This is a genomic window from Streptomyces roseolilacinus (genome assembly GCF_014649335.1).
Classification (GTDB): Bacteria; Actinomycetota; Actinomycetes; order Streptomycetales; family Streptomycetaceae; genus Streptomyces; species Streptomyces roseolilacinus.
In genome coordinates this window covers 12,504-26,323 of record NZ_BMSV01000007.1, presented here as the reverse complement: position 1 = coordinate 26,323, position 13,820 = coordinate 12,504, and the positions used below count along the sequence as shown (strand labels likewise).

The following is a 13,820-nucleotide window of genomic DNA, read 5'->3' as shown; positions in this document are numbered from 1 at the left end:
GGGCCCCCGCATTCGCGAATCTCTCGCTGATGCGGGGGCCCGGAATTCACATCCTGCGAGTATTACACATCTTCCTGGCGGTCCAGGACGGCCGCCAGGGCCTGCTCGAAGCCGGACGCCTCGCCCGCCGCGCGGGTCGGGTCCTGCTGCCGTACGTCGACGACGTGGCCGGTCAGTTCGGAGAGGAGGACGTCCAGCGAGGTGCGGGCGACGGCCTCGGAGGAGAGCAGCGACCCGGCGGGCTCCTGGCCGAACGCCCGGGTCCGCATGGGGGTCGCGGTGCGCTCGGGGTTCACGCAATTCACGCGGATTCCGTCGGCCGCCCATTCGTCGGCGAGGGCCTGGGTGAGATTCACCATGGCCGCCTTGGTCGACGAATAGAGGCTGTACTCGGCGCGGCCGCGGGTGTAGCTGGAGGAGGTGTAGAGAAGGAGCTGCCCCTTGGTCTCCACCAGGTACTTGTATGATGCACGCGCGATCTGCACGGGCGCCAGGTAATTGACGTTCAGTGCTTCCTGAATGGTGGCGCTGTCGGTTTCCGCGAGCTTGCCGATGCGCAGGACGCCGGCCGTGTTGATGACGTAGTCGACGCGGCCCGTCTCGCCGTACGCGGTGGCCAGCGCGTCCTCGACGTGCTGCGGGTTCTCCACGTGCGTGCCGGTCGTCGAGCGGCCGAGCGCGTAGACGCGGGCGCCGTACCGCTCGGCGAGGCCGGCGATGTCGGCGCCGATGCCGTACGAGCCGCCGAAGACCACCAGCGTCCGGCCGGAGAGGAGCTCGCGGTACGCGTCCTCGTCGGCCTGCGCGGGGGCGGCGGTGGAGGCCAGCTGGAACAGCTTGTCGGCGATGAAGACGTCGACGGGCTGCGTGACCTTCATGTTGTACTCGTCGCCGGGCACGACGTGGATCGGCACGTCCGGCAGGTACCTGAGCACGACCGAGCAGTCGTCGGTGGCCTGGAAGTGGGGGTCGCCGGCCGCGATCTCGTACGCCCTGCGGATCGTGGACAGCTTGAACGCCTGCGGGGTCTGACCGCGGCGCAGCCGGGAGCGGTCCGGCACGTCGGTGATGAACTCGCCGTCCTCACCGTGCGTGCGGGTCACGATGATCGTGTCGGCGGACGGGATGGCGACGTCCACGGCCTGGTAGCGGTCAAGGGCGGCCACGCAGTCCTCGATCACGCGCTGTGACAGCAGCGGGCGGACCGCGTCGTGGAAGAGGACGTTGAGGTCCTCGCCGTCCGCGAGGCCCTCGCCGAGGGCGCGGATGGCGCGCTCGGTGGTCTCGTTGCGCGTGGCGCCGCCCTCGATGACCTGCGTGACCTTGGTCAGTCCCGCCTTGGCGACGATCTTCTCGACGTCGGCCACGAACCCCGGCGCCATCAGCACGATCACGTCGTCGACGCAGTCGGCCCGCTCGAAGATCGTGAGCGTGTGCTCGATGACCGCCTTGCCCGCGATCTTCAGCAGCTGCTTCGGGATCGCGAGCCCCACCCGCTGGCCGGTGCCGCCCGCCAGGACGACGGCGGTGGTGCGGGTCTTGGCTTCACGAGGCGCGGACGGAGGCGCAGACACAGGGACGACCTACCTTGCTATGGCTCGGGGAACGGGCTGATGGTCGCACCCTCCGTTACCGTCCCGCAAGGCGGGACGAAGGGGGCGGAACCCTGCCGGACACCGGTGGTTCACCGTGTGGCCAGCCTTGTTGGCGGGGTCGGAGGGGACCGCGGCCGTGACGGACCGCACATGATCCGGCGGTTCGGAAGATCCCGTGCCGCCGACGCGTCCACGGCGTGCGCGCACCGCGTCCCCACCCCCGCTCCCTTTCCCGCCGGCTCCGCGGGGGTGGCGGGTCACGCGCCGGTGACCCGGACGTAGAGGGCGTTGTGGCCGTCGTGACGGAGCGTGAGCTCCACCATCAGCTGCGGCCGCCTGCGCACCGCACGCACCACCCGTCGCAGCGGCAGCAGCGGTCGCCGCTTGTGCCGCCGTACGGTCCGGTAGGCGAAGACGTCCGCCTTGGCCACCACGTCGTCGAGCAGCCGGGCGACCTTCACCGGCGCCCGGTCGGGGGCGTACCGCAGCCACAGCGCCCAGGTGTCCTGCTCGCGCCGGCGCCGCCCGGCCAGCTCCTCCCACGGCAGGGTGACGCGGAAGCGGCGGCCGGGCAGCCACGTGCCGGCGACGGCGACCTCCTCGTGGCTGTCGTAGCGGCGCAGGACGAGCTCGGGCGGCTCCACCGGCTCGTCGACCGGGCCGACGAGCCGGCCGGTCACGGTGACGTGGTCGTCGGTGAGCCCGATGCCGCCCGCCTCCGCGTGCACGGCCCGCACCCAGGAGCGCAGCTCCAGCAGGTGGTGCGGCGGACGCCGGTACGGGACGAGGTGGCGCACCCCGTCGCCGGGGCCGAGCCGGTCGGCGGGGCGCAGCGCGCCGCGCTGGTCCACGGAGCGCGCGGCGAGCGGGACGCGGACGCCGGTGGCGGACTGCTCGACGTGGCACACCCAGTTGCCCTCCGGGAGGTCCTCGTCGGCGGGGAGGGTGAGGGTGCCGTCGGGCCGGAAGGGGTACGCGCGCTCCACCGGCTCGCGGCCCTGCAGCACGGCGACGAGGCGCAGGCCCTCGTACCCGGGGGCCGCGGCGGGCGGGGAGAGCAGGGTGACGGCGAGCGAGCCGTCCTCCCGCGCGACGCAGTCGGCGACGGGCTCGAACCCGTCCTCGTCCCGCCCGCCGGGCGGGACGTCCTGCGGCGCGTGCCCGGCTTGGGCGTGCGCGGCTCGTACGTGCCCGGCTTGTGCGCGTACGGCTTGTGCGCGTACGGCGCCGCCGGACCGGGCGCTGCCGTCGCGCGCCCCCGCGCCCACGCGGGTGCGGGCCCCGGCGCCCAGCTCCGCGAAGAGGTCGGCGTACCGCTCGGCGACGGCCGACGGGTCGAAGCGGCGCGCGTTGCGCAGGGCCGCCTCGCCCATCCGGTGGCGCAGTCCCTCGTCGTCGATCAGCCGCAGCAGCGCGGCGGCCACGGCGTCGGCGTCCCCGACCGGTACGAGCAGGCCGTCCTCGCCGTCCTCGATGATCTCGCGGGGGCCGTAGTCGCAGTCCGTGCTGACCATGGGGACACCGCAGCGCATCGACTCGACGAGGGTCATGCCGAAGGACTCGTGCCGCGAGGTGGACGCGGCGATGGCGCCCTTGACCCACTCGGGCTCGATGGGCGAGCGCGGGCCCATGAGGAGGACGCTGTCGTGCAGGCCGAGGGTCTCGACGCACCGCCGCAGCTTCTCCCGCTCGGTGCCCCAGCCGTAGATGCGCAGCGTCCACTCCGGCCGTACGGCGACGACCTTCGCGAACGCCCTGATCAGCACGTCGTACTGCTTCTCCGCGGAGAGCCGCCCGGCGGCGACGACGGTCGTGCCGGACCGGTCGGAGGGGGCGACCACGGGTTCGGGGACGCTGTTGGGGATGCACAGCACCCGGGTGCCGGGCAGGTCCATGTGCTCCCGCCACACCGCCGCGTCGCCCTCGGAAACGGTCACGAAGGCGTCGAGGGCCTCCAGGTGGGGCCTCATCTCCTCGCGCAGCGCCGGCTTGTGGTGGTGGTACGTCATGTGCTCCTGGCCGATGAGCACGGCGCCCTCGGGGGCGAACTGCGCGACGTACGCGACCAGGCCGGGGCGGGTGCCGATCACCACGTCGGCGTCGGAGCGCGCGTAGTGGGCGCGGACCCGCTCGTCGGTGAGCCTGCCGTACTCCTTGTAGCGCGCCTCGGCACGGGGGAAGCACGCGGCCGGCGCCAGCTGGTCGGGGTGGTCCTTCTCGCAGGTCGGGGACTTCGGCCGGGTGTCGACCAGGGGAACGACGGTGATGCGCGGGTCGATCGTGAACAGGGGGGCGTCACGGTGGCGGAAGACGGAGACGATCTCGACCTCGTGCCGGTCCGCGAGCTCCTCGGCGAGGTTGAGCGTCGTGCGGATGGTGCCGCCGATCCCGTAGACGGTGTGGATGAGGAAAGAGATCTTCACCGGTGCCCCATGTGTGTGCGTGAGGGCGCGCTGCGCGGCCGCCCGAAAAGTAGACGGTGACGGAACGCGAAAGGTTGTGCGGACGCGAGGGCGGGTGGGCGGGAGCCGTTCCCCGCCGTCGCCGCGTGTCCGGCCGGGACGTGCCGGCCGGGCACACGACGGCGGGGCCGCGCGTGCAGCGGCCCCGCCGAAGTCCTCCGAAACCGGCCACTCCTGACGCATCGTCAGGAAGGGGGGCGGGATCAGAAGGGGTCGAACTCGTCGTACTCGCGCTCCGCCTCGTCCCGCTCCGCCTGGCGGTCCTTGCGGCGCTGGGCGGCGGGCCGCGGGGCCTCCAGGCGGTGGTCCTCGCCGCGGCGGCCGAGCATCTCGGCGCCCGCCATCATGGTGGGCTCCCAGTCGAAGACGACCGCGTTGTCCTCGGAGCCGATGGCCACGCCGTCGCCCGCGCGGGCTCCGGCCTTCATCAGCTCCTCCTCGACCCCGAGGCGGTTGAGGCGGTCGGCGAGGTAGCCGACGGCCTCGTCGTTGTTGAAGTCGGTCTGACGGACCCAGCGCTCCGGCTTCTCGCCGCGCACCCGGTACAGCCCGTCCTCTTCCCTGGTGACGGTGAAGCCGCTGTCGTCGACGGCCTTCGGGCGGATGACGATCCGGGTCGCCTCCTCCTTCGGCTTCGCGGCGCGCGCCTGCGCGACGATCTCCGCGAGCGCGTACGACAGCTCCTTCAGGCCCTGGTGGGCGACGGCCGACACCTCGAAGACGCGGTAGCCGCGGGCCTCCAGGTCGGGGCGGACCATGTCGGCGAGGTCCTTGCCGTCGGGGATGTCGGTCTTGTTGAGGACGACGACGCGGGGCCGGTCGTCGAGCCCGCCGTACTGGCGCAGCTCCTCCTCGATGACGTCCAGGTCGGACAGCGGGTCGCGCTGGGACTCCAGCGTCGCCGTGTCCAGGACGTGCACGAGGACGCTGCACCGCTCGACGTGGCGCAGGAACTCCAGGCCGAGGCCCTTGCCCTGGCTGGCGCCGGGGATGAGACCGGGGACGTCGGCGATCGTGTAGACGGTGGAGCCGGCGGTGACGACGCCGAGGTTCGGCACGAGGGTGGTGAACGGGTAGTCCGCGATCTTCGGCTTCGCCGCGGAGAGCACGGAGATCAGCGAGGACTTGCCCGCGCTCGGGTAGCCGACCAGCGCCACGTCGGCGACGGTCTTCAGCTCCAGGACGATGTCCTGGAGGTCTCCGGGCTCGCCCAGCAGCGCGAAGCCGGGCGCCTTGCGGCGGGCCGAGGCCAGCGCGGCGTTGCCGAGGCCGCCGCGGCCGCCCTGCGCCGCCACGTACCGGGTGCCGTGGCCGACCAGGTCGGCGAGGACCTCGCCGTTCCGGTCGAGGACGACCGTGCCGTCCGGCACGGGGAGGACCAGGTCCTGGCCGTCCTTGCCGGAGCGGTTGCCGCCCTCGCCGGGCTTGCCGTTGGTCGCCTTGCGGTGCGGGGAGTGGTGGTAGTCCAGCAGCGTGGTCACGGACTGGTCGACGACGAGGATCACGTCGCCGCCGCGTCCGCCGTTGCCGCCGTCGGGGCCGCCGAGCGGCTTGAACTTCTCCCGGTGGACGGAGGCACAGCCGTGGCCTCCGTTACCCGCGGCGACGTGCAGCTCGACGCGGTCCACGAAGGTGGTCATGGTGGGGTGCCTCCAGCGGTGCGGAAAAAGGAAAACGTACGAGGTGTCTCAGCTGTAACAAGCGAAAGGCGGACCCTCTTCCCGCACGGCGTACACCGTACGGGAGGAGAGGCCCGCCCTTGCGAAGCGTCCGATCAGGCGACCGGGACGATGTTCACGACCTTGCGACCGCGGAAGGTGCCGAACTGCACCGAGCCGGCCTGCAGCGCGAACAGCGTGTCGTCGCCGCCACGGCCGACGCCCGCGCCCGGGTGGAAGTGGGTGCCGCGCTGGCGGACCAGGATCTCACCGGCGTTGACGACCTGACCGCCGAAGCGCTTCACGCCGAGCCGCTGAGCGTTGGAGTCGCGACCGTTCCGGGTGGACGATGCGCCCTTCTTGTGTGCCATGTCTCCTCAGTCCCTTACTTCGCGGCCGTCGGGATCGCCGTGACCTTGATCGCCGTGTACTGCTGGCGGTGGCCCTGACGACGGCGGTAGCCGGTCTTGTTCTTGTAGCGCAGGATGTCGATCTTGGCGCCCTTGTGGTGGTCCACGATCTCGGCCTGGACCTTGATCCCGGCCAGGACCCACGGGTCGCTGGTCACGGAGTCGCCGTCGACAACGAGCAGGGTCGAGAGCTCGACCGTGTCGCCAACCTTGGCAGTGGAAATCTTGTCAACCTCAACGATGTCGCCGACAGCAACCTTGTGCTGGCGACCACCGCTGCGCACGATGGCGTACACGCGGATCTCTCCTCGCTCGATACGGAAACCCCTGACGCCAGCCGCCCGCGCGGGCAGGACCCGCGACTGGACCGGATGGTCGGAACGGCCTCCCCCGACCTGGGCCGGGAGGGAAGGTGCTCAGGAGCTGGCGCGCATGGAAACACGCCGACGGTCAAGACTAGGGCGCCCCGCCGGGCCGGTCAAACCGAGACGGGGCGGGCGGCGGGGCGGGCGCGGGGCCCCCGACCGGGGCGGCGGAGGTGGCGGGGAAGGGCCCGGCGAGCCCGCCGGGAAGACCACGGAACGGTGTCCGCGCTCCCGCTCCCCTGTCACGCCCTCCCCCGTCACGCCTCCCCCGTCACGGCGGCCGGCGGCACCGTGGACGCGCGTCCGCCCTTCCGGCCGGACGGCGCCACCCGTACGCGGGGCGCCTCGGGCGCCCCGACGCCACCGGTGACAGAGAGGAGCGCTCCGCTCGGGGCGGGCGGGCCGCCGCCGAGGACGCAGCGCCGCCCCCGGGAGTCCGCCATCGCGCCGGCCGCTTCCCTCCCCTTCACCTCCCGGCGCCCTTCCCGCGGTCGGCACCCCGCCCGGCCGTCCGCCGGCGGGAGGGCCCGGGGGAGCCCGACTCGGCCGTCGGGCCGCCCGGACCGGCGGCGACGGCGGACGAGTACTGCTCTCTATGTATGCCGCACCCCGGCCTCCCGGCTCCCGGCTTCCCGGGCCCCTGTGCGTCCGTCCCCTTCCCTGCCGTGACGCGGCCCCCGACCATGTACACGCTGCTCGGCGCGGCCGTCGGCGTGTCCACCGCGTACGGCGTGTACCTGATGCTCGTCTGGCCGCACTCCCCCTGACCCGCCGCGCGCGGCGGGGCGGGGCCGCCCGCGTATGCTCGGGCGCGAAGACTTCCGCCGTCCCCCGAAAGAGACAGCAGAGTGAACTACAGGGTCCAGCCCACCGCCCAGGTCCACGAGACCGCCGAGATCGGGGCCGGGAGCAGCGTCTGGGAGCTCGCGCAGATCCGTGAGGACGCCCGGCTCGGGGAGGGCTGCGTGGTCGGACGCGGCGCGTACGTCGGCACGGGCGTCAGGATCGGCGACAACGTCAAGCTGCAGAACTACGCGCTCGTCTACGAGCCCGCCGAACTGGGCGACGGCGTGTTCGTCGGGCCCGCCGTCGTGCTCACCAACGACCACAACCCGCGCTCCGTCGACCCCGAGGGCAAGCAGAAGCGCGGCGGCGACTGGGAGGCCGTCGGCGTCAAGGTCGCCGAGGGCGCGTCGCTGGGCGCCCGTTCCGTGTGTGTCGCGCCGGTGCGCGTCGGCCGCTGGGCGATGGTCGCCGCGGGTGCCGTCGTCACGCGGGACGTACCGGACTTCGCGCTGGTCGTCGGTGTCCCCGCGCGGCAGATCGGCTGGGTCGGCAAGGCCGGTGTCCGGCTGGTCGAGCGGGCCGGCGAGGAGGGCGTGTGGGAGTGCCCGCAGACCGGTGCCCTCCACCGGGAGAAGGACGGCGTCCTCGTCGAGCACGAGGGCTGACGACGGCCCCGGCCGCGTGCCGGGAGGGGGCACCCCCTTCGGTAGGGTGGTGCCGCCGCGCCGTATCTCCGTACCGAACCCCGTGGGACGCTTCCGCCCCACGGGTGCGCGGCGTGCAGGTGAAAGGGCGAAGGGATCCAGATGAACAGCCACGTGCTCTATCTCGCGCTTGGCACATACCGAGTACGGGCGACACGCGAGCAGGTGAAGGAGCTCGCCTCCTCGGGGTCCCGGGTCTCCCTGGTCGTGCTGGACGCCCCCGAGTGGCGCGAGGCCCTGGAGGAACTGGGCCGGCTGGACGGCGTCGAGGTCGTCCGCGTCGCCCCGGACAAGGACGGCACCGCCTGGGGTTCCGCCAAGAAGCTGGCCGCCGCCAAGTCGGGACCGTTCGCCCAGGCGGACACCGTCGTCGCCGGTGACGCCCAGGCGCTGCCCGTCGCGTGGATCGCGAAGCGCCGCCGGCCGGGCATCACGCTGACGCTGGAGCCGCACGGCGCCGGACGCGTCGTGGAGCCCGCCGACCTGGCCGTCCTCACCCCCTGGTACCCGTCGCCGAACAACCCCTACGCCGGGTCGTTCGTGCAGGCGGCGACCGCCGCCGTCGCGGGCACCTACGACCGCGTGACCGTGTTCCACACCGAGGACTGGTCCGGCCGCGCGTCCGCCCCGCTCAACGACGCGATCCGGGTGACCGTCGACCGCCTGCGGGAGCGCGGCGCCCTCGGCCACGTCCTGGACACCGACGAGGCGACCGTCGTCCGCGTCCCCGTGCCGCTGATCGCCCGCAGGAACTACGCCCCCTGGGTCGAGGCCCAGGCGAAGGCGCTGGAGAGCGCCCTGCCCACCGGGCGGATCGAGGCGCCGGTCGTCCACGCCCACACCGGCATCTACGGCGGTGTCCTGGCCACCCGGCTGGCCCGCCCCGACGCCCGCGTCGTGGTGACCGAGCACTCCTCGTTCCTCGACCGGGTCTTCTCGCAGGCCCCCGCCGCGCGCCTCTACGAGCAGGTGCTGGAGCGCGCCGACGCGTTCCTGTGCGTCAGCGCCGCGCTGCGCGAGCGGGTCGTGAAGCGCTTCCCGCAGTACGCGGACAAGATCGGCGTCGTGCCCAACGCGATCGCCCTGGACCGCTTCACCCCCGGCCCGGAGCGCTCGCCCGAGCTGCTGCGCTGGCTGTACCTCGGCCGGCTCGTCCAGCCGAAGGGCGTCAAGGAGCTGCTGGAGGCGTTCGCGCTGGTCGCCGCGGAGGAGCCGCGCGCCACGCTCACGATGGTCGGGCACGGCCCCCTGGAGGAGGAGCTGCGCGCCCGCGGCGCCGAGCTCGGCCTGGGCGACCGCTTCCGCGTCCTGCCGCCGGTCGCCCCGGAGGCCGTGGGCCCGCTGATGCACGAGTACGACCTGCTCGTACACGCCAGCAAGCAGGAGACCTTCGGGATGACGGTCGTCGAGGCGATCGCGTCCGGGCTCCCCGTGCTCGCCACCCGCAGCGGCGGCCCCGACGAGACGATGGCCGGCATCGAGACGGTGGCCGGGGCGCTCATGGACGTCAGCGACGACCCGCAGGTCATCGTGGACGCGTACCGGGAGCTGCGCGACCGCGCCGGCGACCTGGACCTGCCGGCGGCCCGCGAGGTGCTGGAGGGCCGGGTCGGCTGCGAGGCGGTCGGCAAGCAGCTCGTCGAGGTGTACGGAGGCGCCCTGCCGCCCGTGCCGGACCCCGTCGACGAGCCGGACGACCGGGCCGCCGAGGCCGGCGGTGCGGCCGAGGTGGCCGTGGTGGAGGAGCCCGCCGCGACGGCGCCGGTCCGCCGCCCGGGCGAGCCCGTCGGGCGCGCCGTGGTGCTGGCGCTGACGCCGGCCAAGCCGCGGCGCATCGTCGACTTCGCCAACCACCTCGTCGGGAAGGGCGTCGAGGTCAGCCTCGTCACCGCCCAGTCGCCGGCCCTGTGGGAGAGCCTGGACCTCGACCCGAGCGTGCCCGTCGTCAGCATCGGGGACGCCGAGAAGAAGCTGCGCATCCCGCGCGCCGAGCGGTTCCTCGTCTACCGCGCGCCCCGCGCCGTGCTGCGGCGGGCGCGGCGGCTCGCCGCGAAGAACCGCGAGGCGATCGGCCCGGAGCTGGCCGTCGCGACCGTGCAGCGGGCGCACACGAAGGTCGCCAACGCCTTCCACAAGAAGGTCTTCAACCGCGGCTACAAGGAGGTCAGGCCGCAGCTGTTCGCCCGCATCGCCAAGCAGCGGGTGCTTCCGGAGCTGCGCCTGGACCTGGTGGACACCGTGTTCGTCAGCGACATCAACGCGACGGTGACCGGCTGGAAGTGGGCCAAGTCCCACCCGCACCTGAAGGTGACGGCGAGCCTGGACCGCACCGCGTACGACCCCGAGTGACGGCGGCCCGCTGAGCGGGCCACGAGGAGAGGCCCCCGACCGGGAATCCGGTCGGGGGCCTCTTCCGTACGGTGCGCAACCGCTTCCGACGACCCGTCGGGTACGTCGGCGGGGCCGTCAGTGGTCGCCGACGATCTCCCGCAGCCGCTGCTCGAACGGGATGAGCGTCGCCTCACGCGTGTACGTGTCGGCGTGCCGCCGCGCCGCCGCGCGCTGCTCCGGCGTCAGGTCACGGGCGGCCTTGCCCGCGGCGACCATCGACGCGGCCAGCTCCTCGACGTCGAGGCTGTTGGCGTTGAACCACAGCGGGTACCCGTCGAGCACGTCCTGCGCGGCGATGCCGGGCTGGTGCACGGAGACGATCGGGTGCCCGAAGGCCATGTACTCGAAGATCTTGCCGGACGTGACGTACTTGCCGCCGCCCGCGAGGAAGACCAGGACGTCGGCCTCCTCGTACACCTTGCCGACCTCGGTCTTGGAGACGGGCCCGCAGTAGCGCAGGCCGGTGTCCTCGACGCCCTCGGGGCGCGGCCCGTCCTGGAGGCCGAGGCGGGCCTTCAGCGCACCGGGGCTGTTCTTGAAGAAGCCGAGGTGGCCGTGGATCTGCAGCTCCGCGTCGGCCAGGTCCGGGTGACGGCGGGCGATCTTGAACGCCTCGGCCATCTCCTCCACCGGCTGCTTCGCGGTGAGCGTGCCCAGGTAGGTGAACTTCAGCGGCGCGCGCCGCTCCGGCTCCACCGCGTCGGAGGCCGTCTCGGACGTCTTCTCGGGCGTCGCGTCGGGCGCCGTCTCGGGCGTCGCGTCGGCGGACTGCTCGGCGGCGGCCTTCTCGACGGCCTTCGGCAGCACGTCCGCGTCCCACCCGTTGGGGACGACCATCATGCGGTCGGCGACCTCCGGGTAGCGCTCGGCGTGCCAGCTGCGCAGGGCCTCGTTGACGAAGACGGACGCCGCCGCCTTGCCGATCATGCGCTTCTCCCAGCCCCAGGCGATGTGCCCCTCGGGGAACGCCGGCACGTCGTGGAAGATCTCCAGCGTCCACGAGTCGCGGTAGTCCATGACGTACGGGACGCCGGTGAGCTTGTTGAACAGCCAGGCGGCGCCGAACGACGCGAACGGGTTGCCGGTGGCGACGACCACGTCGAACCGCTGCTTGGCGTGCAGCTTCAGCGCGCGGGTGACGGACGCCCACGCCCAGGACGAGTACCGCTCGGGGAACAGCTTGGTCTGGCTGAACTGGTAGACGCGCTTGGCCATCAGCGGGAAGCTGCGGCGCAGCCAGCTGTAGTCGCGCAGGTCCTGCTGCCACGTGTACTGGTTGAGCGAGGGCCGCTCCACGTGGATGCGCGGGTCGACGGTCTTCGACAGCTCCTCGTCGACCGAGCCGATCACGTTGTAGAGGAAGTCGAGCGGAGCGGCACAGACCGTGACGTCCCAGCCCTTCTCCACCAGGTGGTTGGCGGTCGCCCGGGCGCGGTAGACACCGCTCGCCCGCGACGGGGGGAAGTAGAACGCCAGGTAGAGCACACGGGGGCGCCGTTCGCTACGGTTCTTCATCAGTCTTCCTCGGTTGGTTCAGCGAGCGGCTGAGGGCTGCGGGGTCGTCCGGGCGACGATCGGCGGTACGACGGAGTCGACGCTGTAGGCCAGGCGCGGGGTTCCCAGGCCCTCGGCCTGCCAGGCGTCCATCAGCTCGGCGGCGGTCCGCGTGGACAGGGCGTCGGCGACGATCACGAGGTCGGGTCCGCCCTGCGGGCCGAAGCAGCGGCGCAGGACCATCCGGGCCGTGGCCGTCGGCCACACCCTGCGGTGCAGCGGCGCGAACACCCGGCGGTGCACGCGGCCGGCGATCCGCTTCTCGTACGCCTTGAGGGCCTTCTTGGTCTTGGCGCTCAGGGGGCCCCGGCCGACCGCTCCGGCGACGCGGCGCGGGCCCTGGTAGAGCACCGCCCGTTCGAGCCGGTGCGGCAGGTGCCTGGCCTCCAGCTCGGCGATCGTCATCAGCCGCACGCCGGGCGCGAACGTCTCGGACGCCCAGGGCTGCTTCTGGCCGACCAGGACGACCGCCCGGCCACCGGCCGCGGCGACCGCGGCGGATTCTTCGACCACGGCCCGCTTGCGCGAGGCGCCAAGGGCCAGGAACAGTACCTGCATGTCACTCCATCACGGGGAGTCGGGGAACCAGAGTCGGTAGTGCGCCTCGGCCACGGCCTCGTAGCCGTAGTCGGCGGCGAGCTTCGCCTGGGCGCGTTCGAGGTCCAGTCCGCCTCCGAGGAAACGGGCGCGCAGGCGCCGGTAGCCCTCGCTGATCGACTCCGCGTTCTCCTCCACCTCGATGAGCTCGCCCGCGGCGTCCTCGATGCCGGCGAGCGTCTTCTCGGGGCCGCCGCAGCGGGTCACCAGCACCGGCATGCCGGCGGCGATGCCCTCGACGATGGTCATGCCGAACGTCTCGTACCGGCTGGGGTGGACCAGCAGGTCGTGGCTGCGCATCAGCTCCAGCGCCTGCTCGTGCGGGATGGAGCCGGGCAGCTTCACGGCGTCGCTCAGGCCCAGCTCGGCGACGCGTTCGGTGAGGGGCCGGCGCAGCGGGCCCTCACCGACGAGGGTGAGGGTGAGGGTGGGGTCCTCGGCGTGGCACCGGGCGAACGCCTCGACGAGCCACGTGACGCCCTTGAGCTCGGTCACGCTGCCCAGGTACAGCCAGCTGCGCAGGTCCTTCACCGGCTCGGGGCGCGACTCGTCGAAGGAGATCGGGTTGGGCACGCGCAGGATCTTGTCGGCGTGGTGCGGGAATTGGCGCTCCAGCACCTCGGTGACCTTGTCGCCGACGACGAGGAAACCGGTGACGCCGTGCATCAGCTCGTCGTACAGCTCGACGGCCTCGGGGTCCTGGAAGACCCGCTCCAGGAACGACGCGTGCTCGGTGACGAAGACCTTCGCGCCGGGGCGGGCGTTCCTCAGGGCGGCCCAGCCGCTGGGCAACCCGACGTGGGCGTGCACGACGTCCGCGTCGATGGGCTCGCCGCCGAGGAGGTTGCGGAGCTGGCGCTCGTGGTTGCGGGCCTGGGCGCCGTAGTCCTGGCCGCGCGGGGTGGTGACGGGGAACGAGATCAGCTCGGCGCCGCCGGCCGTGGGGACGCGGTGCGCGGCCCGGGCCATCACCTTGGCGTTGGCCTCCTCGACCGCCTTCGTCGCCGCCGCGTCCATGGGGGCCACCCACGGGTCGCAGTGGTAGACGGTGAAGCTGTCGCAGCCGGGTGCGGTGGCCGCCACCATGGCCTGGACGAAGGATCCCCGGAAAGGCAACTCCCGTGTCGGATACCACGGCGTGACCACGGCTGCATCCCTGGATGCTGCCTGCTTCATGTCGACTTCCTTACGAGATTGCACGGCGACGCGCCACTTTATCACCGGCCCCTGTTCCCGCCGGAGGACCGGACCGGCCCGCACCCCGGCCGGACGGGCGGGGTGCGGGAGCGGTCACGGAC

General features: G+C 72.8%; 10 protein-coding genes. 2 read left to right on the top strand and 8 right to left on the bottom strand.

Translation table 11 applies throughout. The annotated features are described in order from the left end of the window. Positions 1–62: 62 nt before the first annotated feature. The 5 genes from IE106_RS17770 to rplU all read right to left on the bottom strand — a co-directional run bounded on the left by IE106_RS17770 (position 63) and on the right by rplU (position 6,421). Positions 63–1,574: a bifunctional cytidylyltransferase/SDR family oxidoreductase gene (locus IE106_RS17770; protein ID WP_189535149.1), complete on the bottom strand. Its 1,512-nt coding sequence runs from the start codon at positions 1,572–1,574 to the stop codon at positions 63–65. 278 nt (positions 1,575–1,852) lie between these two features. Further along, entirely contained in the window at positions 1,853–4,018 is a 2,166-nt protein-coding gene (locus tag IE106_RS17765; RefSeq protein ID WP_189535147.1) for a glycosyltransferase family 4 protein, read from the bottom strand. A gap of 242 nt (positions 4,019–4,260) precedes the next feature. Then, positions 4,261–5,697, bottom strand: a complete 1,437-nt coding sequence (gene obgE / locus IE106_RS17760; protein ID WP_189535145.1) for a GTPase ObgE — start codon at positions 5,695–5,697, stop codon at positions 4,261–4,263. Positions 5,698–5,831: 134 nt separating this feature from the next. Continuing rightward, complete coding sequence (gene rpmA / locus IE106_RS17755) at positions 5,832–6,086, bottom strand: 50S ribosomal protein L27 (protein ID WP_010476314.1); 255 nt, start codon at positions 6,084–6,086, stop codon at positions 5,832–5,834. A 14-nt stretch (positions 6,087–6,100) separates the two neighbouring features. Then, a complete protein-coding gene (gene rplU / locus IE106_RS17750; protein ID WP_189535143.1) occupies positions 6,101–6,421 on the bottom strand; it encodes a 50S ribosomal protein L21 in 321 nt (106 codons plus the stop codon). Positions 6,422–7,338: 917 nt separating this feature from the next. Here rplU and IE106_RS17745 point away from each other — a divergent pair. Continuing rightward, the gene (locus IE106_RS17745) at positions 7,339–7,941 is read left to right on the top strand and encodes an acyltransferase (RefSeq protein WP_189535141.1); all 603 of its coding nucleotides are present in this window, start codon (positions 7,339–7,341) and stop codon (positions 7,939–7,941) included. 204 nt (positions 7,942–8,145) lie between these two features. Then, on the top strand, positions 8,146–10,329 hold the full coding sequence (locus IE106_RS17740; RefSeq protein ID WP_189535139.1) for a glycosyltransferase family 4 protein: 2,184 nt from the start codon (positions 8,146–8,148) through the stop codon (positions 10,327–10,329). Positions 10,330–10,446: 117 nt separating this feature from the next. Here the strand turns inward: IE106_RS17740 and IE106_RS17735 are convergent, their stop codons facing one another. The 3 genes from IE106_RS17735 to IE106_RS17725 are packed head-to-tail and all read right to left on the bottom strand — an operon-like array spanning position 10,447 to position 13,698. Next, positions 10,447–11,886 (bottom strand): glycosyltransferase, encoded by a 1,440-nt coding sequence (locus IE106_RS17735; protein WP_189535137.1) that lies wholly within the window; start codon positions 11,884–11,886, stop codon positions 10,447–10,449. Positions 11,887–11,904: 18 nt separating this feature from the next. Beyond that, a complete protein-coding gene (locus IE106_RS17730; RefSeq protein ID WP_189535135.1) occupies positions 11,905–12,483 on the bottom strand; it encodes a hypothetical protein in 579 nt (192 codons plus the stop codon). 9 nt (positions 12,484–12,492) lie between these two features. Next, entirely contained in the window at positions 12,493–13,698 is a 1,206-nt protein-coding gene (locus tag IE106_RS17725) for a glycosyltransferase family 4 protein (RefSeq protein WP_229840567.1), read from the bottom strand. Positions 13,699–13,820: the final 122 nt, after the last annotated feature.

What these genes read in the sequence shown, in the direction of transcription:
- IE106_RS17735 (WP_189535137.1), bottom strand. Translation starts at nt 11,886, where the DNA reads ATGAAGAACCGTAGCGAACGGCGCCCCCGTGTGCTCTACCTGGCGTTC.
- obgE (WP_189535145.1), bottom strand. Translation starts at nt 5,697, where the DNA reads ATGACCACCTTCGTGGACCGCGTCGAGCTGCACGTCGCCGCGGGTAAC.
- rpmA (WP_010476314.1), bottom strand. Translation starts at nt 6,086, where the DNA reads ATGGCACACAAGAAGGGCGCATCGTCCACCCGGAACGGTCGCGACTCC.
- IE106_RS17730 (WP_189535135.1), bottom strand. Translation starts at nt 12,483, where the DNA reads ATGCAGGTACTGTTCCTGGCCCTTGGCGCCTCGCGCAAGCGGGCCGTG.
- IE106_RS17725 (WP_229840567.1), bottom strand. Translation starts at nt 13,698, where the DNA reads ATGAAGCAGGCAGCATCCAGGGATGCAGCCGTGGTCACGCCGTGGTAT.